General features: G+C 63.8%; 23 protein-coding genes and 1 pseudogene. 15 read left to right on the top strand and 9 right to left on the bottom strand.

Annotated features, from left to right (window positions below):
• The first annotated feature begins 211 nt into the window (after positions 1–211).
• Positions 212–1,129, top strand: a complete 918-nt coding sequence (locus OKW39_RS35260; protein ID WP_090807963.1) for a dihydrodipicolinate synthase family protein — start codon at positions 212–214, stop codon at positions 1,127–1,129.
• 109 nt (positions 1,130–1,238) lie between these two features.
• Here OKW39_RS35260 and OKW39_RS35255 read toward each other — a convergent pair whose 3' ends face one another.
• Both OKW39_RS35255 and OKW39_RS35250 read right to left on the bottom strand, forming a co-directional pair.
• Positions 1,239–3,395 carry a phosphocholine-specific phospholipase C gene (locus OKW39_RS35255; protein ID WP_429564745.1) on the bottom strand — a complete coding sequence of 719 codons (2,157 nt, stop codon included), beginning with the start codon at positions 3,393–3,395 and terminating at the stop codon, positions 1,239–1,241.
• 99 nt (positions 3,396–3,494) lie between these two features.
• Positions 3,495–3,848, bottom strand: coding sequence for a hypothetical protein (locus OKW39_RS35250; protein WP_429564744.1), 354 nt, complete (start codon positions 3,846–3,848; stop codon positions 3,495–3,497).
• Positions 3,849–4,048: 200 nt separating this feature from the next.
• Between OKW39_RS35250 and OKW39_RS35245 the strand changes: the two genes are divergently transcribed.
• The 4 genes from OKW39_RS35245 (at position 4,049) to OKW39_RS35230 (ending at position 11,504) form a co-directional block, all read left to right on the top strand.
• Complete coding sequence (locus OKW39_RS35245) at positions 4,049–6,019, top strand: amylo-alpha-1,6-glucosidase (RefSeq protein WP_429564743.1); 1,971 nt, start codon at positions 4,049–4,051, stop codon at positions 6,017–6,019.
• A 50-nt stretch (positions 6,020–6,069) separates the two neighbouring features.
• The gene (locus OKW39_RS35240; RefSeq protein WP_429564742.1) at positions 6,070–8,886 is read left to right on the top strand and encodes an MGH1-like glycoside hydrolase domain-containing protein; all 2,817 of its coding nucleotides are present in this window, start codon (positions 6,070–6,072) and stop codon (positions 8,884–8,886) included.
• A gap of 110 nt (positions 8,887–8,996) precedes the next feature.
• Positions 8,997–10,616: a glucose-6-phosphate dehydrogenase gene (zwf, locus tag OKW39_RS35235; protein WP_429564741.1), complete on the top strand. Its 1,620-nt coding sequence runs from the start codon at positions 8,997–8,999 to the stop codon at positions 10,614–10,616.
• Positions 10,617–10,679: 63 nt separating this feature from the next.
• Positions 10,680–11,504 (top strand): ROK family protein, encoded by an 825-nt coding sequence (locus OKW39_RS35230; RefSeq protein WP_429564740.1) that lies wholly within the window; start codon positions 10,680–10,682, stop codon positions 11,502–11,504.
• Positions 11,505–11,642: 138 nt separating this feature from the next.
• Here OKW39_RS35230 and OKW39_RS35225 read toward each other — a convergent pair whose 3' ends face one another.
• The 3 genes from OKW39_RS35225 to OKW39_RS35215 form a co-directional block, all read right to left on the bottom strand.
• Positions 11,643–12,053, bottom strand: a complete 411-nt coding sequence (locus OKW39_RS35225) for a type VI secretion system amidase immunity protein Tai4 (RefSeq protein WP_429565480.1) — start codon at positions 12,051–12,053, stop codon at positions 11,643–11,645.
• A 192-nt stretch (positions 12,054–12,245) separates the two neighbouring features.
• On the bottom strand, positions 12,246–12,791 hold the full coding sequence (locus OKW39_RS35220; protein ID WP_429564739.1) for a hypothetical protein: 546 nt from the start codon (positions 12,789–12,791) through the stop codon (positions 12,246–12,248).
• Entirely contained in the window at positions 12,730–13,116 is a 387-nt protein-coding gene (locus OKW39_RS35215; protein WP_184057874.1) for a hypothetical protein, read from the bottom strand. The genes OKW39_RS35220 and OKW39_RS35215 overlap by 62 nt, the downstream gene beginning before the upstream one ends.
• Positions 13,117–13,317: 201 nt before the next feature.
• On the opposite strand from OKW39_RS35215, the gene OKW39_RS35210 reads away from it, so the two are divergent.
• Positions 13,318–13,884: a YbhB/YbcL family Raf kinase inhibitor-like protein gene (locus OKW39_RS35210; protein WP_429364685.1), complete on the top strand. Its 567-nt coding sequence runs from the start codon at positions 13,318–13,320 to the stop codon at positions 13,882–13,884.
• Positions 13,885–13,931: 47 nt separating this feature from the next.
• Here OKW39_RS35210 and OKW39_RS35205 read toward each other — a convergent pair whose 3' ends face one another.
• A complete protein-coding gene (locus tag OKW39_RS35205; protein WP_429564738.1) occupies positions 13,932–14,927 on the bottom strand; it encodes an aldo/keto reductase in 996 nt (331 codons plus the stop codon).
• A 277-nt stretch (positions 14,928–15,204) separates the two neighbouring features.
• On the opposite strand from OKW39_RS35205, the gene OKW39_RS35200 reads away from it, so the two are divergent.
• From OKW39_RS35200 to OKW39_RS35180, 5 genes and pseudogenes are all read left to right on the top strand, one after another.
• Entirely contained in the window at positions 15,205–17,385 is a 2,181-nt protein-coding gene (locus OKW39_RS35200; RefSeq protein WP_429564737.1) for a TonB-dependent receptor, read from the top strand.
• Between the two features lie 80 nt (positions 17,386–17,465).
• Positions 17,466–18,149 carry a Fe2+-dependent dioxygenase gene (locus tag OKW39_RS35195; RefSeq protein WP_429333224.1) on the top strand — a complete coding sequence of 228 codons (684 nt, stop codon included), beginning with the start codon at positions 17,466–17,468 and terminating at the stop codon, positions 18,147–18,149.
• Positions 18,146–18,869, top strand: a pseudogene (locus OKW39_RS35190) (PepSY-associated TM helix domain-containing protein). The gene OKW39_RS35195 and the pseudogene OKW39_RS35190 overlap by 4 nt, the downstream one beginning before the upstream one ends.
• 110 nt (positions 18,870–18,979) lie before the next feature.
• Positions 18,980–19,669 carry a nitroreductase gene (locus OKW39_RS35185; RefSeq protein ID WP_184030536.1) on the top strand — a complete coding sequence of 230 codons (690 nt, stop codon included), beginning with the start codon at positions 18,980–18,982 and terminating at the stop codon, positions 19,667–19,669.
• A gap of 36 nt (positions 19,670–19,705) precedes the next feature.
• Positions 19,706–20,020, top strand: a complete 315-nt coding sequence (locus tag OKW39_RS35180) for a high-potential iron-sulfur protein (RefSeq protein WP_429564736.1) — start codon at positions 19,706–19,708, stop codon at positions 20,018–20,020.
• 28 nt (positions 20,021–20,048) lie between these two features.
• Here OKW39_RS35180 and OKW39_RS35175 read toward each other — a convergent pair whose 3' ends face one another.
• A complete protein-coding gene (locus OKW39_RS35175) occupies positions 20,049–20,399 on the bottom strand; it encodes a DOPA 4,5-dioxygenase family protein (RefSeq protein WP_429565479.1) in 351 nt (116 codons plus the stop codon).
• Positions 20,400–20,429: 30 nt separating this feature from the next.
• Positions 20,430–20,933 carry an N-acetyltransferase family protein gene (locus OKW39_RS35170; protein WP_429364675.1) on the bottom strand — a complete coding sequence of 168 codons (504 nt, stop codon included), beginning with the start codon at positions 20,931–20,933 and terminating at the stop codon, positions 20,430–20,432.
• 292 nt (positions 20,934–21,225) lie between these two features.
• Here OKW39_RS35170 and OKW39_RS35165 point away from each other — a divergent pair, with 292 nt between their 5' ends.
• The gene (locus OKW39_RS35165) at positions 21,226–21,498 is read left to right on the top strand and encodes a DUF1488 domain-containing protein (RefSeq protein WP_090807933.1); all 273 of its coding nucleotides are present in this window, start codon (positions 21,226–21,228) and stop codon (positions 21,496–21,498) included.
• 632 nt (positions 21,499–22,130) lie between these two features.
• On the opposite strand, the gene OKW39_RS35160 is transcribed toward OKW39_RS35165, so the two are convergent.
• Positions 22,131–22,376 carry a hypothetical protein gene (locus OKW39_RS35160; RefSeq protein WP_429564735.1) on the bottom strand — a complete coding sequence of 82 codons (246 nt, stop codon included), beginning with the start codon at positions 22,374–22,376 and terminating at the stop codon, positions 22,131–22,133.
• Between OKW39_RS35160 and OKW39_RS35155 the strand changes: the two genes are divergently transcribed.
• The 3 genes from OKW39_RS35155 to OKW39_RS35145 all read left to right on the top strand — a co-directional run bounded on the left by OKW39_RS35155 (position 22,366) and on the right by OKW39_RS35145 (position 24,188).
• Positions 22,366–22,839 (top strand): hypothetical protein, encoded by a 474-nt coding sequence (locus OKW39_RS35155; RefSeq protein WP_090810306.1) that lies wholly within the window; start codon positions 22,366–22,368, stop codon positions 22,837–22,839. The genes OKW39_RS35160 and OKW39_RS35155 overlap by 11 nt on opposite strands.
• Before the next feature lie 402 nt (positions 22,840–23,241).
• Positions 23,242–23,595 carry a YciI family protein gene (locus tag OKW39_RS35150; RefSeq protein ID WP_090807928.1) on the top strand — a complete coding sequence of 118 codons (354 nt, stop codon included), beginning with the start codon at positions 23,242–23,244 and terminating at the stop codon, positions 23,593–23,595.
• Between the two features lie 179 nt (positions 23,596–23,774).
• Positions 23,775–24,188, top strand: coding sequence for a YciI family protein (locus OKW39_RS35145; protein WP_429333228.1), 414 nt, complete (start codon positions 23,775–23,777; stop codon positions 24,186–24,188).
• Positions 24,189–24,251: the final 63 nt, after the last annotated feature.

Below are 24,251 nucleotides of genomic sequence, written 5' to 3'. Positions count from 1 at the left end.
CTCGCGCGACGGTGCTGACGTGCGCCTCAGCCGCCTTGCTGCGAAGTAGCCGGCGCCGCCCGGTCGGCGATCCGGCGCCTCGCCTGTTGTGCGGATTTAATCTCTTTCAGCCACGAAAAAGCCCAAGCCCGCCTTCGGATAAAGGCCGATACTCGTCGTCATACTCAACGTGTGTGTCGGCGCGGCCGGCTTTTTGAAGGAGACGGACAAAGTGAGCAAGGCTATCCAATGGAGCGGGGTGTTTCCCGCCGTCAGCACCCAGTTCAAGCCGGATTTTTCGCTCGACATCGACGCGACGCACCGCGTGGTCAGCAATCTCGTCAAGGACGGGGTGTCGGGTCTGGTGGTCTGCGGCACGGTTGGCGAAAACACCTCGCTGAGCACGTCGGAAAAACTGCAGGTGATCGAGGCCGCGCGCGACGCGGCTGGCGGCAAGGTGCCGGTCGTCGCGGGTGTCGCCGAGTTCACGACCGAGTTCGCGCGGCAGACGGTGCGTGAAGCCGCGCGTGTCGGCGTCGATGGCGTGATGGTCATGCCGGCGCTCGTCTATTCCGCGAAGCCGCACGAAACCGCCGCGCATTTCCGCTCGGTCGCGACCAGCACCGATCTGCCGGTGATGATCTACAACAACCCGCCGATCTACAAGAACGACGTCACGCCGGACGTGCTGATCGCACTGCAGGACTGCGAGAACATCGTCTGCTTCAAGGATTCGTCGGGCGATACGCGACGCTTCATCGATCTGCGCAACGCGGTGGGCGACCGCTTCGTGCTGTTCGCCGGCCTCGACGACGTCGTCGTCGAAAGCATCGCGGTCGGTGCGCAAGGGTGGGTGTCGGGCATGTCGAACGCGTTCCCGAAGGAGGGCGAGACGCTGTTCCGCCTCGCCACGCAGAAGCGTTTCGATGAAGCGCTGTCGCTGTACCGCTGGTTCATGCCGCTGTTGCACCTCGACGCGCGCCCCGACCTCGTGCAATGCATCAAGCTGTGCGAGGAACTGCTCGGCCGCGGCAGCGCCGTCACGCGTCCGCCGCGCCTCGCGCTGCAAGGCGACGCGCTCGCCGAAGTCAAAGACATCGTCGCCAAGGCGCTCGCCACGCGTCCGGCGCTGCCGGACGTCGGTCTCTAAGCACCGCGTTTCAATACGAGCCTTAAAAAACATCGGCACCCTGTCCGCCACGTAGGCGGGACAGGAAGCCGAATCAGGCCGCAAGTAAGCGGGGCTGGCGGTGGTTGCCTCAACTCGCGGTCAGCACCGGCGCAACCGCAGCCGGATCGCTGATACTCGGCCGGCCGTTCTCGACGTGACCGGCAAAGCGGCGCGAGAAGCTCGCGTCGTCACTGCTCGTCACCGTCAGGTCGTACCAGTGATGGCTCGACGCAAGCACCCAGCCTTCGTCGATACGCGCATTGGCCGGCACGACCACGGTGCGCGGGCGCGCGCCGTACGCGTTGTCGATCACCGTCAGATGCGCGATGCCGCCGCCGCTGTTGGTGAACTTCAGGAACACGTTGCCATTCGCGACGTCGTATTGCACGGTCACTTCAGGCCGCGCCGGCTGGTTGTCGCCATGACCGTTGCCATGGCCATTCTGTGTGCTTTGCGTGCTCGCCTGGGTGTTGCCCGCGAACTTGCGCACGAAGCCGTTCGGGCCGAACACGTCGAATGCATACACGCCGTTCGTCGTGCTCAGGTCGAACGTGTCGCTGAGCGACTTGCCCGCTTCGACCGTGTAGCGCCACGGACCGTCGGTGCGATTCGTCGCGTACACGTAGAAGTGCGCGCCCTGGTCGCCGGTGTTGCCGATCGTGATTTCGAACGTGTCGTTGCCCGCGTTCGCCGCGCCGTTCGCATGCAGTTCGTACGGCAACGCACGCGCGAAACGGATGCCCGCTTCCTGCGCATCGACCGGAGTCGGCGTCGTCGGCACGGTCGGCTTCGGTTGCGTCTTGCACTGGTTGTCGGCCATGCTGATGTAGTTGCTGGTGTCCGGCAGCGACGGCATCTTCGCATCCGGCGTGCGGAAGTCGAATGCGGTGGTCAGGTCGCCGCACACCGCGCGACGCCATGCCGTGATGTTCGGCTCATGCACGCCGAAGCGCGTTTCGATGAAGCGGATCACCGACGTGTGATCGAACACCTGCGAGCACACGAAGCCGCCCTTGGTCCACGGCGACACGATCGTCATCGGCACGCGCGGGCCGAGGCCGTACGGATAGCCGTCGGCGGTGTAGCTGCCGCCGCGCAGCGGATTGACGACATTGTGGATTTCGCCGTCGGTCGTGACCGTCGACTTGCCCTGGGTGGAGGTCGTCGGCGGTTGCGGCGGCACGAGGTGATCGAAGAAGCCGTCGTTCTCGTCGTACATGATGAAGAGCACGGTCTTGCTCCACACCTCGGGGTTCGACGTCAGCGCGTCGAGAATCTGCGACGTGTATTCGGCGCCGTACGCGGGCGTGTAGCTCGGATGCTCCGAGTAGGCGGCCGGCGGGCACAGCCACGACACCTGCGGCAGCCGGTTCGCGAGCACGTCGGCTTTCAGGTCGTCGATCGTGCGCACGGTTTGCGCGCGCTCGTAGAGCGGCGAAGCCGGCTGCGCGTTGATGAAGTTCGTGAAGTTCTGCAGGATGTTGGTGCCGTAATTGCCGTTCAGCGGATCGACGCCCGACGTGCCCTGCTGATAGATCTGCCACGAAATGCCCGCGGCCTGCAGACGCTCCGGATACGTGGTCCACGACAGCAACTGATAGTTCGGCGGACCATCGCCGTCGACCCAGTCGTTGTTGTCGAGCAGCGGACCACCCATCGTGCCGGTCGGGTCGACCATGCCGGTCATCAGATACGCGCGGTTCGGGTGCGTCGGTCCCGGCAACGAGCAGAAGTACGCATCGCAGATCGTGAAGGCGTCGGCGAGCGCGTAGTGGAACGGGATGTCGCTACGCAGGTGGTAGCCCATCGTCATGTCGGTCTTATTGGCGGGCCACTGGTCGTAGCGGCCGCCGTCGATCGCGTACTGGGTCTTGTACCACGAGTGATCGAGATCGCCGACGCACTGCGCGCTCGTCGTCGCGGTGTCCAGATGGAACGGCAGCACCGGCTTGGTCGGATCTTCCTTCGACGGTTGATTCCACACCGGCAGGCCGCTCGGCAGCGGAATCGGGAAGCGGTCGTTGTAGCCGCGCACGCCGCGCAGGTGGCCGAAGTAGTGGTCGAACGAGCGGTTCTCCTGCATGAACACGACGATGTGCTCGACATCGCGAATCGTGCCCGTGCGCGAAAACGCAGGCACGGCGAGCGCGTTGCGGATCGACTCGGGCAATGCGGTCATCGCGGCGGCGGCGCCCGCGGATGAAGCCACGGTTTGCAGGAAACGGCGACGGCTAGTTGATGTCATCGAATATCACCTTCTGCGTAGGGGAAGAATAGCGCGCGTGAGCGTGCCTTGGGGTGTTTCGTGGTCGGTTACGCGTTGCTCTTGCTGATCAGTTGCGAACTAGTTGTTCGCGCTGTCGCCGGGCGCGTAGCGCATGACCGGCGCGACCTGCTGGCTGTCGGCCGCGAGACTGGCCTGCATGTTTTGCGTGATCGCGTCGGTGGCGGTTGCGCCACTTGCCGCGTTGCTCGCCGTGTTGTTCGCCGCGTTGTCCGCGAATGGCGCTGAGGCGTTGGGAGTCGCCACTGCCGCTGCCGCTGCCGCCATTGCGGGTCGTTGCGCCGCGTCGTTCGGCGCAAGGCTCGTGGTCGTCGCGATGCTCGTGGAAGAGGAGTCGTCCACGCCGCAACCGTTCAACGCTATCGTGGCAAGCACCAGCAATGCGGCGCTCGCGATGCAACTGATTGTTCTCATGTCTGCATCCGGTTCGATGAAAGCGGGTGCAGTCTCCATTCCTTTCAAGAAATAATTGTGAAACGTTTGCGCCCGGCATAACTTTCGATAAATCGTCGGTTGATCGAAAGAAAATGGAAAGTATTGGGAAGGTCAATGTTCATGGCGCTGCCATCTGCGCTATGTTTGCTGCTTTATCGTTCGCGCATGGGCACGATTCAATGACTCGCATCGATTCACCCATCGACATCTCGCAACTCGAAGACGAATGGCTCGAAGCCGACGGCTTCGGCGGCTTTGCTTCGGGCACGCTCGGCATGTTGCGCACGCGCCGCTACCATGCGCTGCTGCTAGCCGCGACGCGCGCGCCGGGCGGGCGCATGGTGCTCGTCAACGGTATCGAGGCGTGGGTCGAGGCGGGCGGCGAGCGCTTCGCGTTGACCATGCAACGCTATGGGCCTGACGTGATCTATCCGGATCTGCGCGGCCGCCTTGCCGGCTTCGACACCGCGCCGTGGCCGAGGTGGCGCATTCAACTCGGTGCGCACGCGGCGATGATCGCCGACGTGTTCGTCAGCAAAGCGACGTGCGAAACGGTATTGCGCTGGCGGCTCGAAGGCGGCGAACTCGATGCGCCCGTGCTGAAGATCAGACCGTTGCTGTCGGGCCGTGACTATCATGCGCTGCATCACGAGAATCCGGCCTTCAACTTCGGCGTGCAAGTCAGCGCCGATCAATCGTGCGCGAGCTGGCAACCGTATGGCGGACTGCCGGTCGTGCGAGCGGCGACGAACGGTGCCTATACGCATGCGCCCGACTGGTATCGCAACTTCTGCTACGTGCGCGAGCAGGAGCGCGGTCTCGATTGCAGCGAAGATCTCGCGACGCCCGGCGTGTTCAGCTTCGATCTCGCGGAGGGCGACGCGGTGATGATTCTGAGCGCGTCTAGCACGTCCGCCACCGAATGCGCGAACGACAAAGCCCAAACCACCGCCCACGCCGCCCAACTCGCCCACACCGAACAACAACGCCGCGCCGCACTCGGCTCGCGCCTGCAACGTTCGGCCGACGCCTACGTCGTCACGCGCAACGAAGGCCGCACGATCCTCGCGGGCTTTCCGTGGTTCACCGACTGGGGCCGCGACACGTTCATCGCGATGCGCGGCCTGCTGATCGAGTCGAACCGTCTCGACGATGCCGAAGCGATCCTGCTCGAATGGTCGGGCACGCTGTCCGAAGGCATGCTGCCGAACCGCTTCCCCGACTACGGCGACGCGCCCGAATACAACTCGGTCGACGCGTCGCTATGGTTCATCGTCGCGGTTCACGACTATCTGGCGACGCCGCATGCGGGCGCGCAAACGCGCGCGCATCTGCAGCAGGCCGCCGAAACGATCCTGACCGGCTACACGAACGGCACGCGCTTCAACATCGGCGTGTGCGCGGACGACGGCCTGCTGCGCGCCGGCATGCCCGGCGTGCAACTGACGTGGATGGATGCGAAAGTCGGCGACTGGGTCGTCACACCGCGCATCGGCAAGCCGGTCGAAGTGCAGGCGCTGTGGATCAACGCGCTGCGAATCGCGTCAGCATGGAACCCGCAGTGGCGGCAAGCTGCCGAGCGCGCGACGCTCGCGTTTCGCCGGCGCTTCGTCGATCCGGCCACCCAGGCGCTGTTCGATAACGTCGACGTCGATCATGTGCCGGGCACGGTCGACCGCTCGATCCGGCCGAATCAGATCTTCGCGGTCGGTGGCCTGCCGTTTCCGCTGCTCGAAGGCGCGGCGGCGCGCGCGGTGGTGGGTCAGGTCGAAGCGCAATTGCTGACGCCGCTCGGCCTGCGCACGCTCGCGCCGTCCGATCCCGCGTATCGCGGCCGCTACGGCGGCGCGCCGCGCGAACGCGACGGCGCCTATCATCAGGGCACCGCGTGGTTGTGGCTGATCGGCCCGTTCGTCGAAGCGTGGCTGCGAGTGAATGGCGCGAGTGCCGATAATCTCGCGCAGGCGAGGGCGCGCTTTCTCGCCCCGCTGTACGCGCATCTCGATCACGCGGGCCTCGATCACCTGTCCGAGATCACCGCCGGCGACGCGCCGCACGCGCCCGCCGGCACGCCGTTCCAGGCCTGGTCGCTAGGCGAATTGCTGCGCGTCGAAAGTCTGCTTGCCCGGTTCGAGCACAACGGCGCGTAAACCGCGCTACGATGTGGGTCCCACCGCCAGGCCTGTTGCAAGGACGTTTCATGCCACCGCTGCGCGCTGCCAATCTGCTCGCCACGATCGAAGGTTCCCGGCTGCATTCGCCCGAATGCGGCCACTGGCAGCGCTGGGGGCCGTATCTGAGCGAGCGCCAGTGGGGCACGGTGCGCGAGGACTACAGCGCGAACGGCACCGCCTGGGACTCGTTTCCGCACGACCATGCGCGCAGCCGCGCCTACCGCTGGGGCGAAGACGGCATCGCCGGTTTCGGCGACGACCGGCTCAGCTGGTGCGTGTCGCTCGCGCTGTGGAACCGCAAGGACCCGATCATCAAGGAGCGCCTGTTCGGCCTGACCAACTCGCAGGGCAATCACGGCGAGGACGTCAAGGAGTTGTACTTCTATCTCGACGGCACGCCCACGCATTCCTACATGCGCATGCTGTACAAGTACCCGCATGCGGCCTATCCCTACCAGGACCTGATCGACGAAAACGCGCGCCGCGGCGGCGATATGCCAGAGTACGAAGTACTCGATACCGGCGTGTTCGACGATCAGCGCTATTTCGACGTCCAGATCGAATACGCGAAGCACACGCCCGACGACATCGTGATGCGCGTGACGATCGAAAATCGCGCGGACGAAGCGGCGTCGCTCGATGTGCTGCCGCAGATCTGGGCGCGCAACTCGTGGTCGTGGAAAGAGAACAAGGACAAGCCGAAGCTCGTCGCCGGTACCGGTCATGACGGCTCGGTGCGTCTGCTTGGCCATCACCATGTGCACGAACCGATCGTCGTGACCGCGTGGTCGAAGGACGCGCCGCAACTCGCATGGCTGTTCTGCGAGAACGACACCAACGTGAAGCGGCTGTTCGGCATGGACGGCGCGGGCCCGTTCAAGGACGGCTTCAACGACTACCTCGTGCACGGCGACGCGAACGCGATCCGTCACGACGCGGGCACCCGGGCCGCCGCGCATGCGGCGCTCGAGTTCGGGCCGCACGGACGCGCGGTCGTGTATCTGCGCTGGCACCCGCAATCGGCGACCGATGAAGCGCCATTCGATGCCGACGCGTTGATCGCGCGACGCCGCGCCGAAGCCGACGAATTCTATGGCGCGTTGCAACACGAGATCACCGACCCCGATGCGCGTCTCGTGCAACGTCAGGCGCTCGCCGGCATGCTGTGGTCGAAGCAGTATTACCAGTACGACGTGCAGCGCTGGCTCGACGGCGATCCGCTGCAACCGAGCCCGCCCGCCGCTCGCAAGCACGGCCGCAACACCGACTGGCGGCATCTGTGCAACGCGGACATCGTGTCGATGCCGGACAAGTGGGAGTACCCGTGGTACGCGTCGTGGGACCTCGCGTTTCACGCGGCCGCGTTTGCCCTGATCGATCCGGCGTTCGCCAAGAAGCAGTTGCTGCTGCTCGTGAAGGACCGCTATCAGCACCCGAACGGCCAGTTGCCCGCTTACGAATGGGCATTGAGCGACGCGAACCCGCCGGTCCATGCATGGGCCGCGTGGCGCGTGTACGAGATCGACCGCGCGCTGACCGGCAAGGCGGACCGCGATTTTCTGGAGCTCATGTTTCACAAGCTGCTGCTGAATTTCTCGTGGTGGGTGAATCGCAAGGACGCCGACGGCCACAATATTTTTCAGGGCGGTTTTCTCGGGCTCGACAACGTCGGCATCTTCGACCGCTCGTCGCCGCTGCCCACCGGCGGCCACATCGACCAGGCCGACGGCACCGCGTGGATGGCCGCGTATGCGCTCGACCTGATGCGTATCGCGCTCGAACTCGCCTACGCGAATCATGTGTTCGTCGATATTGGTGTGAAGTTCTTCGAGCACTTCCTGTACATCGCGGAAGCGGTCAGTTGCGACGACGGCTGCGACACGGGCCTGTGGGACAGCGAGGACGAATTCTTCTACGACAAGCTGCGCCTGCCCGACGGCAGCAGCATGCCGATGCGCGTTCGCTCGATCGTCGGACTGATACCGCTGTTCGCCGTGCACGTGCTCGAGGAGCGTCTGCACGGCGGCTTGCCGAGCTTGCGCGAGCGCCTCGTGTGGTTTCTCGAGCATCGGCCCGATCTCGCGAAGCTGGTGTCGCGCTGGAACGAGCCCGGCAAGGGCAACGCGCTTTTGCTGTCGCTGCTGCGCGGGCATCGGATGAAGGCGTTGTTACGGCGCGCGCTCGACGAAAGTGAATTTCTTTCCGATCACGGCGTGCGGGCGTTGTCGCGTTGCCATCGCGATCATCCGTTCGTGTACCAGCACAACGGCAACAGCTTCTGCGTCAAGTATCTGCCGGCCGAATCCGATACCCGTGTGTTCGGCGGCAATTCGAACTGGCGCGGGCCGGTGTGGATGCCGGTCAACTATCTGCTGATCGAATCGCTGTACGAGTTTCATCGCTATTACGGCGATGATTTCCGCGTCGAGTATCCGACTGGGTCGGGCCAGAAGTTCTCGTTGAGCGAAATTGCCGACGAACTCGCGCGCCGCGCGACCACGCTGTTCCTGAAGGACAAAAACGGCGAGCGGCCGGTGATGGGCGCGTACCCGCTGCTGCAGGCGGACCCGCGTTCGCAGGATCTGATCCTGTTCCATGAGTATTTTCATGGCGATAACGGTCGTGGCGTCGGGGCTTCGCATCAGACCGGCTGGACCGGGCTCGTCGCGTTGCTGTTGCAGCCGCGCGCGATGGCGGCATCGGGCAACGTGCCGCTGGCGGGGGAACCGGCGCTGGCGCCCGCGCCCGCGCCGATTCCGGTGCCGGCGGCTTCTGCATCCGCGGTAACGCCGGCGGTGGCGAAAGAACCGGTACCGTCGCTCGCGGCCACGACGACGAAGTAAGCACGCCGCACGCTCACGCGCGAACGCAATTGAACTGTGCGGCAGCGCCCGTGGTCTTTCATGTATCGCCGCGTTCGTTCTATTGGCTTACCGAGGTCCAAGTGAATCCCATGTCGACCACACCGAACCCTTCCGCTTCTCCCGCTCAACCCAACGCAACGCCCGCCCTGAGCTGCAAGCTCAGCGCGAACCGATACGACGCCCTGTCGTCGCCGGCCGGCAAGAAGCCCGCGCCGCCGTGCACGCTCGTGATCTTCGGCGCGGGCGGCGATCTGACCAAACGTCTGTTGATGCCGGCGCTCTACAACCTCGCGGTCGATGGCCTGCTCGACGACAGCATGAAGATCATCGGCGTCAATCACGGCGAGCGCGAAACGCGCGAATGGTGCGACGAACTGCATACCTCGCTGCAGAAGTTCGCCGCCGACAAGGCCAGCACCTTTCACGCCGGCAAGCTCGACGACAACGCATGGAACTGGGTCGCGCAGCGCCTCGAATACATGGCGGGCGAGTTCGAATCCGACGATACGTTCGCGAAGCTGAAGCAGAAGCTCGATCAGTCGAAAGGCGGTAACGCGATCTTCTACCTCGCGGTCGGCGCGCGTTTTTTCAAACCGATCACCGACCGGCTCGGCAAAGCCGGCCTGCTGAAGGAAGGCGACGGCGCAAACGGCGGCTTTCGGCGTCTCGTGATCGAGAAGCCGTTCGGCACCGATCTCGCATCGGCGCGCGATCTGAACGCGCACATCCTGTCGTATGCGCGGGAGTCGCAGGTGTACCGCATCGATCATTTTCTCGGCAAGGACACCGTGCAGAGCATCCTCGCGGTGCGCTTCGCGAATGCGATGTTCGAGCCGATCTGGCGGCGCGAGTACATCGATTGCGTGCAGATCACGGCGGCGGAAACGATCGGCGTCGAGGGGCGCGGCAGGTTCTACGAGCAGACCGGCGCGTTTCGCGACATGGTGCCGAACCACCTGTTCCAGCTGCTCGGCATCGTCGCGATGGAGCCGCCGAATTCGTTCGAGGCCGAAGCCGTGCGAAACAAGAAGGCCGAGCTGTTCGACGCAATCCAGCCGCTGACGTCCGCCGACGTCGTCTTCGGCCAGTACGAAAAAGGGCCAGCCGGCGTGGGCTATCGCGAGGAGCCCGACGTCGCGCCCGGCAGCACGACGGAAACCTACGCGGCGGCGCGCGTGTTCGTCGAGAACTGGCGCTGGGCCGGCGTGCCGTTCTATCTGCGTACCGGCAAGCGGCTCGCGGTGCGCCGCACCGAGGTTTCGGTGCAGCTGAAGCCGGTGCCGTTCCGCCTGTTCCGCGATACGCCGGTCAACGCATTGACGCCGAACGTGCTGACCATTCGCATCGATCCCGAGCACGGCTCGAGCTTCGATTTCAACGTGAAGGTGCCGGGGCCGGTGATGCAGGTCGGTCCGGTACAGTCGTCGTTCAACTATGGCGACTTCTTTGCGGAAAGCGCGAACGTCGGCTACGAGACGCTGCTGTACGACTGCATGTTTGGCGACGCGACGTTGTTTCAGCGCGCCGACAGCATCGAGACGAGCTGGTGCGCGGTCGACGACGTGCTGCATCCGAGGAGTGGCGGCGCGGTTGCCGTGCGCGGCTATGCGGCCGGCAGCGACGGGCCGGCCGAAGCCGACGCGCTGCTCGCGCGCGATGGCCATGCGTGGCGCCCGTTGCAGCAGAAAGCGCCCGGTGGCAAGTCGTAGCGGCAACTTTGAACCAACCCGCAGACCCGCATCACAACCGCCTCAACACAATCGGGAGACATCGTGGCAACACACAACAAGAACGCAGTGAAACGGAATGCGCCGACAAGCGGCGGCGAGCACATCCTCGCGATCGATGTCGGCGGCACCGGCCTGAAGGCCGCGATCATCGACGCCGACGGGCAGATGAAAACCGAACGCGTGCGCGTTGCGACGCCGCATCCGTGCACGCCGGATCAACTGGTGGACGCGCTCGCGCAACTCGTGGCTCCGCTCATCGAGCAGGTGCGGCCCGTCCGTATCTCGATCGGGTTTCCGGGTGTCGTGCGCAACAACCGCATTCTGACCGCGCCGCACTTCGGCATCGAAGGATGGCACGACATTGCGCTCGCGGATTCGCTCGCGCAGCGCCTGGGCGGACTGCCGGTGCGGATGATCAACGACGCCGAAATGCAAGGCTTCGCGGCGATCGAAGGCCACGGCCTCGAATTCGTGCTGACGCTCGGCACCGGCGCCGGCACCGCGATGTTTCGCGATGGCGAACTGATGCCGCATCTGGAGCTCGCGCATCATCCGGTCAGCAAGAAGGGCGTGGCGTACGACGAATACATCGGCGAGGCCGCGCGCGAGCAGATCGGCAACAAGCGTTGGAGCCGGCGTGTCGAGAAGGTGATCGGCATTCTCGAGTCACTGGTCAATTACGACAAGCTGTGGATCGGCGGCGGCAACGCGGCGCGTATCAAGTTTTCGCTGCCGGCGAACGTGGCGACCGTATCGAACGACGCGGGGATCGAGGGCGGCGCGAAATTGTGGCATCCGCTGTCGGTGTGCGAGACGCGACAGTATCCCGAGGCGACGCAGAAGACGGGGCGGTTCAAGCCGAAGTGAGGGGGGTGGATTGCCGCTGCCATCAAGTATCCAGTGCTGCGGCTCCACGTCCAAGGGTTCATATCAACCCCTCAACGATTGCCAAGGCGATCCGTGCCCGAGCACCGGTCAGCGCTTCGACGCTGGACGTGCTCATAACTACTTCGGCTTTGCTGGCAACGGATTATCTTGCCGGTAAGTGCGCCTGGGGTTAATGACCAAACGCTTGACCTGTGCGTCCAATTCCTTACTGTGATACAGGTCCAGACACTTCAGGAAATCGAAACGGACACCTTCAGTTTCCGATTCAACCAGCGGGTTTTGATAATTTCGCGCCAAATAATTGTCCACCAAGGTTTTGATTGCGTCTGGAGCCTTCTCCAAGTCGTAGTAAGTCCAGTCTCGCAATGCACTGACGCTGCTTCCCGCATCCATAGCAGCATCTTTGTCGTTCCTGTAGGCGGTCGCTATGCAAGTAGCCAGAACCATGTCTTTGTAATTCTGTGCATAAGTACGTGCTCCAGCTTGAGGAGTCGCACGTTGATCGCCTTTTGCATAGCAAGCAGACATGCCGAAGATGAGGGCAAAACCAGTTAGGATGCCAACCCCGACCTTCTTCACGGTAAACTCCAGAAGTTCGCGCGGTCAGTGCGATACTTCGCCTCAGGTTCGTTGAAATAGCAGTGGTCGTAACAGTAGTTTTCGCGCAATCCAGTTGTCCATCACGGGGTGACGGTCTCGTTCACTGCTTCCGCGGTTTGTCTAACGCCCGACGTTTGTCGTACTCGCGCGCAAGGTAAATGTTTTGCCGTCGAACGCGTAGTAGTAGGTTCCGTGCTCGGCGTTTTCATTGCGGCTACCGTGAGCGATCAGCAGGCAACTGTCTGCGCGATAGGCAAGCGGATCCGTGATGTCCAGCGGCCAATCGGAAACCGTGAACGGCAGCGAAGTGACGCGGCCCGAGTTCGTATCGATTGCCGCCGCCATCACGCAGCCAGCACCGCATCCCCACGTAGCGAGAACGTAGTGGCCCGCGAAGTTAATCGGCTCCTTTGCGGCTTCACGAAGAATGCTGCGGTAATGACGTGCCGTCGCGTCCGTGAATATCATGCGTGGCATCGCAGCGTGCCTGGACTCGACAGTGGCGGGACAATCCTCAAACCTGAGAACCGATTCCGCAAGGGCCAAACCGGATACTGCGCCGAACATCAATGTGGCAATAAGCCAGGACGAAAGACGCATCGTTTTAATACCAGTGGTGTTGTTGCCAGAATCCCCTAGCCATATTTGCGGAATGGTAGCGGCCATAAATGTAACGGATGCCGCCTTGGCACTCCTCCTTCGCATTACCGAATGATGCCTCTCCGCGCGGGTTCAAGCTGTATTGCGCGCGCAGCAGTTGAAACAGGCCACGTGCTGTTGAAGTCCCGTTGCGCGCATCGACGACACCGGCGGATTCCTGAGCCATGATCCATAGCAGATCGCTGAAATCCGTGTCTGGAATGCGCTCGGTGCGCATGGCGTCTTTCAGCGCATTCTGAACCGTGAGCGGCACAATGCTTGCCGGCTTCTCTTTCCATTGCGGCGGCGCAGTCTTCGTCGGGCGATGCGAGTGGGCGTGTTTTGTAGACATTCAGGCAACTCCATTTCTTTCTTTGAACGACAAAGGGGCGAGAACGAATTAATCAATCGATCACGTAGGATCGCTATCTGTTTGATTCGCGTAGCCCCATGCGCAATATGCCGCTTCTTCCATCTCAAAACAACATTCTCGTTATAGTTGCTCTCTGAACTGCAAAGCTCTCAACGGCACGTCCAACCCTGGAGACTCCCAATGACTCGCATCCACCTGAACCTCGCGCGGCGCCTCCTCTCCGTCGGCGCGTGCGCGCTGCTCGCTTACGCGTGCGCGCATGCGTATGCGGCACAGGCCTTCGCGGTGTCGTCGCCGGGACTGGCCGATGGCGGCACGCTCAACGCAAGCCACGCGGCGAGCGCGAACAATTGCGGCGGCGGCAACGTGTCGCCGGCGCTGCAATGGCATAACGCGCCGGCCGGCACGAAAAGTTTCGCGGTGACGATCTTCGATCCCGACGGCGCGAAAGGCCTCGGCATCGTGCACTGGATCGTCTATGGCATCGCGCCTACCACGACCGGACTCGCCGAAGGCGAAGCCGCGCCGGCGGGCAGCGTCGCCGGCACGAATCGCACCGGCGGCCCCGGCTATTACGGCCCGTGTCCGCCCGTCGGCGAGGTACCGCATCACTACTTGGCGCAGGTCTATGCGCTCGATCTGCCGCCCGACGCATTGCCGGCCGGCTTGACGCGCGACGCGTTCCACGCCGCGATCAAGGATCACGTGCTCGCCGCGACGAGCACCGTGCTGCGCTACGGACGATGAAGACGCGCGGCCGAACGCTGGGCCGCGCCTGATCTGCCGGCGGGCGCCTAGCGCGCCGCGTCCCCCCAGCGATACTGCACGCTCGCTTCATCGAGCTGGGTCTTGATCGCGGCGTCGAGCGTGAGCCCGGCCGCCGCGAGCGTATCGCTCAACTGCTCCGCGCGGCTCGCACCAATGATCGCCGACGTAATCAGCGGATTCGCGAGCACCCACGCAAGCGACACCTTCGTCAGCGCTTCGCCGGTCGGCGCGACGATCGCCTTCAGCCTTTCGATCGTGTCGAACTCGCGCTCATGCCAGTAGCGCTCCTGATACATCGCGCCAGCCTTGCCGACGCTTTCGGTGAAGCGCCCTTCGGCGGGCGTCGCGTCGAGCCGGTGCTTGCCGCTCAGCAGTCCGCCCGCGAGCGGGTTATATGGCATCACGGCCAGTTGCTCCTCGGCGGCCAGCGGCAGCAGCTCGCGCTCGATCTGGCGAAACAGCAGGTTGTAGCGCGGCTGGACCGACACGAAGCGCGCGACGCGGAGTACGTCCGCGCGCCCCAGTGCGCGCGCGAGCCGGTAGGCGAGAAAGTTCGACACGCCGATATAGCGCGCCTTGCCCGAGCGCACGATCGCATCGAGCGCTTCGAGCGTTTCGTCGAGCGGGGTCTTCGCGTCGTCGGAATGGAGCTGGTACAGGTCGACGTAGTCGGTGCCGAGGCGCTGCAAGGACGCGTCGATCGCATCGAGCAGGTGCTTGCGCGACGCGCCCTGGTCCCACGCGGCGGGCCCCATCTTGCCGACCGCCTTGGTCGCGACGATGAAGCGCTCGCGTTTGCCCTTCAGCCAGCGTCCGACGATTTCCTCGGTGCGCCCGGCCAGATTTTCGTCGCCGCCGAGCGGATAGACGTTCGCGGTATCGATGAAATTGACACCGGCGTCCGCGGCCGTGTCGAGGATGCGGTGCGATGCGGCTTCTTCGGTTTGCAGCCCGAAGGTCATGGTGCCGAGACACAGGCGAGAAACGGTCAGGCCGGTGCGGCCGAATTGGCGATATTGCATAAAGTCGACTCCAGAGGGAAGGAAAGCGCTGCCGAAGCGATGAAACTACATTGTTGTAAAAAGGATAAACCGAGTCGCGATTCGATGTGCCTGACGCACGCCGGGATTGCTGACATCCAGTAGATGTGAAATGATATCGATTCTCATTTAAACCTAGCCAGCCATCCCGTCATCTCCTTCTCACACTACGGAGAGCGGCAGCCAGCCATTTGCGGCTTTGTCATGAATTCGACGTCAGTGATGCGGATCTGACAAACGCATTTCTGACGGGATTTCCATGCTCAATCACACGCCGCTCGCGACAGCGCTAGCGCTCGCTTTTGCCATTCCTTTGTCGGCCCCGGCGCTCGCGCAAAGCGCGCCGCAGAACGCACAAACGAGCGCACGGAACGACACACCCGCCGCCGCGCCGACGCTGCCGACCATCGGCGTGCAGGCTCAGGCCGTTCAGCAGGACTTCCAGGCCGACCGGGCGACCGTCGGCGCCAAGACGCCGACCGCGCTGCGCGACATTCCGCAGACCGTCACCGTGATCAATCGCGACCTGCTCGCCTCGCAGGGCGCGACGTCGTTTGCGGACGCGCTGCGCAACGCGCCCGGCGTGACGATCGGCGCGGCCGAAGGCGGCCAGATCGGCAACAACATCAACCTGCGCGGCTTCACCGCGCAGAACGACATCTATCTGGACGGCTTTCGGGACCGCAACCAGTACTACCGCGACACGTTCAATCTTGAATCGCTCGAGGTGCTGTACGGTCCGTCGTCGATGCTGTTCGGCCGCGGCTCGACCGGCGGCGTGATCAACCAGGTCAGCAAGAAGGCGAACCTGACGGACTCGGCGGAAGTCTCCGGCATGATCGGCACCGACGACCGCTACCGCTCCACCGTCGACGTGAACCACAAGCTCACCGACACCTCGGCGATCCGCCTCAATGCATTCGGCCAGAGCCTCGGCTCGACGCGCGACGTGATGAAGAACAAGGACTTCGGCGTCGCGCCGGAACTGCGCTTCGGCATCGGCACGCCGACCGAGATCACGCTGTCCGCGCTGATCCAGCACAACCACGACATGCCCGACTACGGCATCCAGGCGCTGAACGGCCGCCCGTCGCCGGTACCGAAGAACACGTTCTACGGTTTTACCAGCGACCGCACGATCCAGGACGTGCAGATCTTTACCGCGGCGATCAAGCACAAGTTCTCCGAGGACCTGACGCTGACGAACCAGACGCAGATCTCGCACTCGACCACCGACGCGCGCGAAACCGCGCCGCAAGCGGTGCTGACCGGACCGCTGTCGTCCAGCACAGCGTTGACCAACGGCAACTTCACGACGCTGTCGCCATCGCAGCTGTTCATCAAGCTGCAGAGTCATGACCGCGTGATCCAGAATCATGCGATCTACAACGACACGATGCTCGAATACAAATTCGACACCGGACCGATCAGGCACGACCTGATCGTCGGTGTCGAAGTGGGCCACGACAGCTATACGAACCAGGCGTACACGCGCAACAACCTGCCGATCGTGCCGATGCTCAATCCGCCGATCATGGGCACGCCGTCGAACGTGACGACGACGGTCGGCAACTACGCCGATTCGAGCGCGAACGAAATTGCCGCTTACCTGAACGACACGATTACGCTGACGCCGCACTGGAAGCTGATCGGCGGTGTGCGCTGGGATCGTTTCTCGGCGGGAATCCGCAATACGATTAGCGCGCCGGCTTACGCGAGCCAGACCAACTACTTCACGAGCGTGCGCGCCGGCGTCATCTATCAGCCGACCGACTGGCAGTCGTACTACGTGTCGTACGGCACGTCGTTCAACCCGTCGCTCGAAAACCTGACGGTCACGAACCTCACTCAGAACCTCGCGCCGGAATCGACGAAGTCGTATGAAATCGGCGGCAAGTGGGATCTGTTCGGCGGCAACATGTCGGTGACCTCGGCGATCTTCCGCGAGGAAAAGGACAACGCGCGCACACAGGTGTCACCGACCGAGTACCAGCTGGCCGGCAACATTCGCGTCGACGGCTTCCAGGCGGGCGTGACGGGGCACATCACCGACAAGTGGCAGATTTTCGGCGGCTACACGTACATGGACGCGACGATCCTGAAAGCGGCCGACGGCACGCAGGGCCACACGCCGGCCAACACGCCGCGCAACACGCTGACGTTCTGGACCACGTACGCGATCACGCCGCATTGGGAAATCGGCGGCGGTCCGATCTACATGTCGCCACGTTATGCGTCGAATACGAACTACGTGAAGGTGCCGGGCTACACGCGTTGGGACGCGACCGCGGCCTATCACGCGAAGAAGTACGACGTGCGCCTGAACCTGCTGAACCTCACCAACAAGTACTACTACGACGCGTTGATTCCGTCGGACGGCGGACGTTCGGTGCCGGGCATCGGCCGCACGCTGCTCGCGACGTTCAACTACCGCTTTTGACACGCGCTTTTGATACGCACTGAGCGCATGCGTACGGCTTGCCGCTTCTGCAAACGGCAAGCCGACGCGAAGGACACACTATGTTGCTGCACATTCCGAAGGTACTGGACGCCGGGCAATTGCGCTTCATGCGCGAGCGGCTCGATCGAGCCGGCGACGCGTGGGTCGATGGCCGCGCGACCGCGGGCTATCAGGGCGCGCCGGTCAAGCGCAATCAGCAGATCGCTGAGCACTCGACGCTCGCGCGCGAACTCGGCGATGTGATTCTCGCGGCGATCGAACGCAATCCGCTGTTCATCAGCGCGGTGCTGCCCAACCAGGTCTATCCGCCGCTCTTCAACCGCTACGAGGGCGGCATGCAGTTCGGCAGCCACGTCGATGGCGCGGTGCGCGTGCTGCCGAACGGCGTGAAGCTGCGCACCGACGTGTCGGTGACGCTGTTTCTCAGCGCGCCCGACGAATACGACGGCGGCGAACTCGTGATCGAGGACACCTACGGCGTGCAGCAGGTGAAACTGCCGGCCGGCGACATGATCGTCTATCCGGCGACGAGTCTGCACCAGGTGACGCCGGTCACGCGCGGTGCGCGGGTGGCGAGCTTCTTCTGGGTGCAGAGCCTCGTGCGCGGCGACACGCATCGCGCGCTGCTGTTCGACATGGACACCGCGATTCAACGGCTCAATGCCACCCATGCCGACGAAGCTGCGCGACGCAGCCTCGTCGGCTGTTATCACAATCTGCTGCGCACCTGGAGTGAAACGTGAGCGTCTCGGACACCCTCGACATTCAACCGCCCGCGGCCGCGCGAACATGACGCGCAGGAGCCGCGTCGGCTCGATGACCATAAACTGAAATCGCGCCGGCAGCGCTCGCGTCGCGCGACCTTCATCAAGTGGCTGCGCCAGGTGCATGGGTGGGTTGGACTGTGGGGCGCGGCGCTCGGTCTGCTGTTCGGCACGACGGGCTTCTTTCTGAATCATCGCGGCGGCCCGCTGCGCGTCTCGACCGGCGAGCCGCAGGTGTCGGTGATGCAGGTGCCGCTGCCGCAACCGGCGCCGCAAACGCCGCGCGAGCTCGCGAAGTGGCTCAAGCAGGAGCTGAAAATCGCCGGCAATCCGGGGCGCGTGCAGAAGGAAGCCGAGCATCCGGTGGCGTGGGGCGATCGCAGCGTCGTGCAGCCCGAGCACTGGCAACTGAGTTTCGGGTCGCCGAAGGAAAACACGTCGGCGGAATACTGGGTCGGCAACCACACCGTGACGGTCAAGCGCAGCGCGAACACCTTTCTCGCGATGCTGACGAACATGCACAAGGGTGTCGGCTTGGGCGTCGGTTGGGTGCTGCTGATCGATACGCTCGCGGGCAGCCTGATCCTGCTGTCGTTGACGGGCGTGCTGTTGTGGACCGAGTTGAACAAGCGCAAGACGGTGGGGCTCGCGCTCGTGGTCGGATCGATTGCGGCGGCGGTGGTGTTGGGGACGATGTAAGGGCGCAGCGCAACGCTTCGGGCGACGCCTGCGCGCTGGCGGGCAGGCTTTGAGCGGTACGCGCTAGAATCGTCGCAGACCTACTCCGCAGGCTCTGCCGCCATCCGCCGATGACCTCTCCCGCGAACCCCGTCGACACCGCGCTGACCACGCGGCGCTCGGTGCGCGCCTTTCTGCCGACACCGGTGCAGCGCGCCGACATCGAAGCGATTCTCGAAGCCGCCAGCCACGCACCGTCGGGCACCAACACGCAGCCGTGGAAGGTGTACGTGCTGACGGGCGAATCGCTCGCGCGTCTGTCGCGCGATCTGCTCGCCGCCTACGACGATCCGCAGCGCGACGAGCTGTACCAGGAGGAGTACGCGTACTATCCGCGCCAGTGGCAGTCGCCGTTCATCGACCGGCGTCGCAAGATCGGCTGGGACATGTATAGCCTGCTCGGCATCGAGAAGGGCGACAAGGCGCGCATGCACGAACAGCACTCGCGCAACTTCCGTTTCTTCGACGCACCCGTCGGCCTGCTGTTCACGATCGATCGCAGCCTCGAGCGCGGCAGCTGGCTCGACTACGGCATGTTCCTGCAGGCGATCATGACGGCCGCGCGCGGGCGCGGTCTCGACACCTGTCCGCAGGCCGCGTTCATGCAGTTTCATCGACTGATTGCCGGACATCTCGGCTTGCCCGAAAACGAGCAATTTGTGTGCGGCATGTCGCTCGGTTTCGGCGACCCCAACGCGCCGGTCAATACGCTGCGCCCCGAGCGCGAACCGGTCGAGCGCTTCGCGCGCTTTCTCGATTGAACGCATCCCTCAGTCCCCACCCAGAGGCAAACGACAATGAAAACATCGCGGCGCCATTTCCTGTTGGTCAGCGCGGGCGTCGGCTCTTCGCTCGCGCTGTCTCGGGTCGCGTTCGCCGCGACCGTTCCCAATGCGCTCAGCGAGAGCGATTCGCAGGCGCAGGCGGTCGGCTATACCGAAGATGCGTCGAAGGTCGACAAGGCCAGATTTCCGAACTTCGCGGCCGGGCAATCGTGCGCGAACTGCTCGCTGTTCCAGGGCAAGGCATCGGACGCATACGGCGGCTGCACGCTGTTCGGCACTAAACAGGTCGCGTCGCGCGGCTGGTGCAGCGCGTATACGAATATGTGAGCACGCCGCCGTAGCGTTCGCAGCGGTGCTATAGCAGCGCCTTCAGCACGAGTTCGTGCGAGTGCCCGATCCACACGGCGGCGTCGCGATGATCGCGCAGCGCGTCGCCGGTGTTCGGATGCAGGAAGACATCGAGCGCGCCGTGATTGAGCGTGAGCCAGCCGACCACGTCGGCGAACTGCGTGTGCGCGAAGGCGAGCTGATACGACCACATCGGATGCGGCCCGACCGGCCGTTCGTGGAAGCGCCCGATCTGCAGTTTGTCGCCCCAATGCGCGTCGATCTGCTCGCGAAACGCCCAGGCGGCATCGCGGCTCGCCGGGTCGAAGTAGATGTGCGCGTGCCAGCTTTGTATCGCTGAAGCAACGCGAAAAGTCATATCAGAGTTCATTGCCAGGCTCGTTCCGTATCAGTCTTTATCCGACATTCGTTCTGCTTCGCTTTCCGCCGGCGCGCGCGCTGCAAGTCGCATGTGAAACTGTGTCTGATCCTCGCCGACGATCTCGAAGCCAAGACGATCGTACAGCCGTTTGGCGGGATTGCCCTTGAGCACCTGCAAGCTGACCGGCAACGCTTCGGCCGCGGCGGCGCGCAGGATCGTGCGCAGCGCTTGCTCGCCGATGCCGCGACCCTGCAGCGCCGGCGCGATCTGCAACTGCACGACGAACCATTCGTCGTCGTTGCGATGCGCCTTCAACAAGCCCGCGGGCGCGCCGTCGATACAGACCACCTGCGCCGCGTCGTAGCGATGCAACAGGCGCGCGCGATGGGCGTCGTCGTCGGTCGGCTCGCCGGCGCGCGCCAGGTGTTCGGTCATCGTCGTCTTGCGCAGTTCGAGCAGGAAGGCTTCGTCGTCGGGTTGCGCGGGGCGCAAGGTCAACCCGGATCGTTGGTCGGGCAGTTGGGCGGACATGTCGGCAAGGTGGTGGCGCGCGATGATCGTGCGAAGCGCTAGTAAGAATTGTCGTCGATTGTCGCGCCGGCTGCGCTTTTTTACCACGCGGCTATGTTGCAGTCTTCTCACTTTGCGATGCAGGGCGAACGCTCGATGCGGCGAGGCGCCGCTTGCTGCGCTGTGTGGCATGCGCATTGCTAAAGGTTGATTCGCTTTTCGCGGGCACGGTCGTCGACCCATCGCGGCCGCGCTTATCCGGGGACGTTCGCGTGATGCGGCGAACGTCGTAATCAACGTTGCGAGGTGGGCTATGACGATGATCGAGGTGGTACCCAGCGTCTCGGCAGATGGACGCGCGGTGATTTTCCAGCTTTCGTCGCAGGGACGAGACCTTGAATGCGCGGTCACGCGCGAGGCGCTCGAGCAGCACTTCTGGCTGCAACGCGGCGCGGGTGAGGCGCGCGTTCTGAAGACGTTCGCGGATGGGCGCAAACGTATTACGGCGATCGCCGAACGAAAAATGCTCGCGCGTCCCGGCGAGAAGGTCTTGCTGACGATCGACGATTTCTCCACACGCGGTTGACGTGCTTGGCGTGGCGCGCGTCATCGCTCGAAGCTGCACACGCGATGACGCCGGCGCGACGGCACCGGCTCCGCTCGGCCTGAATGCGGCCGGCTTCGCACTTCGCGTTTTTCTCGCAGGCTTTCGCAGCACCGTTTCGGTGCAATCGCTGATTTCACATCGAGCGCTCCGTGGGGCCGCTGTTACATCGATTCGCCAAATTAACCCACCAAAGCGCTTCGGTTCGCTGAATTGCTTTCGCGCGTGCGCGCATACACTCTTTTCCATGGAGCGAGGAATCACCGCCCTCCATCGATGCGATCTTCCCCTCGTGTCGGATTTGAACCGTACCGTTGATAAGTAGTCTGCAGTTCGCAGTGCGTATCTGGCAGTTGGCAGTCCGCAGTTGACGCAATACAAGCGCGCAATGCATCGAGCACGAGCGCGAAGCAACAGGGGTAGCGGCCAGAAGTAGCAGATAGCGAGGACCGGCCCACATGCAGTCGCAATTGAAGTGGTGGTTTGAATCGGCAGTTGAAGCTTGCTGTCGAGCGGTAGTAATTGCCGGTGCAGTACACGTAAGCAATAGCTTTGCAGGTTAGGTGGTTATAGGTTGGCAGGCATCCACGCGCCTGCTCGGCCGTTCCATCCTGTCAGCCCTGTTCCTCGCGGACCAGGGCTTTTTTTCGTCGCAACGAAGCGGGCTTCTTGTTTCTGGCGGCGTCGAACCGATATGCGGACATTGCGTTCTTCGATACGTTCGAAGCACGGGCGCGTCCGCATGGGGTGAACTGTCGGGCGCGAAATACGTCGGACGTTTGAGCGCGGCGTTTGCCGCCGTCGCGTGCCGAAGTCCGGGCGCGCTGCCGAAAGAAGGAGGTTGAATCGATGTCCAGCAAGTCGCGAGTTCGCAAGCCCGGCCGCACGGCCATGTCCCCGTTGTTGCGTTCTCTGACCCAGAGCCGCACCGCGCACGCGCCGGTCACGCAGACCATGCTGTTGCAGGCCTACGCCGCGCTCGATGCATTGCGCCGCGGCCACGGCGCGCGCATTCTGCACACGACGCTGAGCCGGCATTTGCTGGTGTCGCAGGAACTTGTGCATGCCGGATGGGGCGCCGACGCGCGCGCCGATATCGAAAGCGCGCATGCGGCGATGGTGCGGCTCGATGTGCGCGAGCGCCAGACTGGCCGCTGGTCGCTCGAAGACGACGACTACGCAAGTCTGTGCGCGGCGCTAGCGATTTTCGACGGACAGTTGTCGGCGGCGTCGCTGAGCGAGCTGGCGAGCGCGGAAGCGAAAATGATCGAAGGTTTGATGCGTTCCGCGCGACTGCGGGCGCTGGCGGAAGCGGCGGTTTGAGCGGCACGCATCTGGCGGCGCGCATTTCGAAAGCGTCGCGGGTCACCGGCGCTTCGCTCAATGCGCTATCGGCGAGCCCGGGCGAGTGGCTGCCCGCTGCGCTGCGTTTCGTCGAACGGCTGATACGACCATTTCAGCGCGGACGTAAATGGATTACGGACACATTGAAAGCGGCATCGACGTGTCGCGCGAGGCCGGCTGGTGCGCGTGGCGCGGCTTGTTACGAGTGTCCGTAGAAGTCCCGCCGGGCGCGTTTGCCGCTGCGATTCCCGCTTGCTAGACTGGCTGCGCCTGCTTGCCGCCTACCTGCTCGCGTACCTCCCGCATACCGCCGAGGCCAGGCGTCGCTGGCGTCGTTGCGATGCCGACGCGCGCGTACAACCGAGCCCTATCGGAGACATCATGTCCTACATGCTGCTGATCGTCGAACCCACGGACCAACGCGAGGAGCGCGCCGAAGCCGCGGGCCGCGACCTCTACGACCAGATGGTGCGTTTCTCCGAGAACCTGAAAGCGCGCGGCAAGCTGCTCGCGGTCGAGTCACTGACTTCGCAGAAGGACGCCGTGCGCGTGCAGGTCCGCCATGGCCAATCGAAGCTCGTCGACGGGCCGTTCGCCGAGGCGAAGGAGATGATCGGCGGCTTCTTTCTGTTGAACTGCGACAGCCGTGAAGAGGCCGTGGCGATCGCGCAAACCTGCCCGGCGGCGTCGTGGTGCACGGTCGAGGTGCGCAAGCTCGGACCGTGCTTCATCTAGGCACGCGTGACTCCCGCTTCACCAGCTTCGGTGTTTTCCCTGGGATGTGGGGACCGCCGCGCGTGTCGATCGGACCGTGCATCGTGCGTCGTGTGAGTAAGGGGCGAGCCGGCGTGGCCTCGCCAGGCGATTCACAGGAATCCACTCACGACCAACCACTAACAACAAGGAGCAACGACATGCGATTCATGATCATCGTCAAAGCCACCGCCGCGAGCGAAGCCGGCGAGATGCCCGAACCGTCGCTGATCGCCGCCATGGGCGCCTACCACGAAGAACTCGCGAAGGCCGGCGTGCTGCTCGACGCGACGGGCCTGCAGCCGAGCTCGAAAGGCTGGCGCATGCGCTATAGCGGCGGCAAACGGAGCATCGTGGACGGGCCGTTCGTGGAGACCAAGGAGCTGATCGCGGGCTATACGTTGATCCAGGTGCGCTCGCGCGACGAGGCGATGGAATGGGCGCGGCGTTTTCCGGCGCCGTTCGGTGAGCACGCCGATGGCGAAATCGAAGTGCGGCAGCTGTTCGAACTCGACGACTTCGAGCCGGGGCCGGAAGTCGAGCGCTTTCACAAGCTCGAAGAAGATCGCCGCTGATTTGATGGACTACGCCTGGGAGCCCGCATACATGGTCCTGAACGCGCAACCGCCGGCAGCAGG

The organism is Paraburkholderia sp. MM6662-R1 (assembly GCF_050436245.1).
Lineage (GTDB): Bacteria > Pseudomonadota > Gammaproteobacteria > Burkholderiales > Burkholderiaceae > Paraburkholderia > Paraburkholderia tuberum.
Note: the sequence above shows the minus strand (reverse complement) of the source record. Positions and strands in the feature narration are given on the sequence as shown.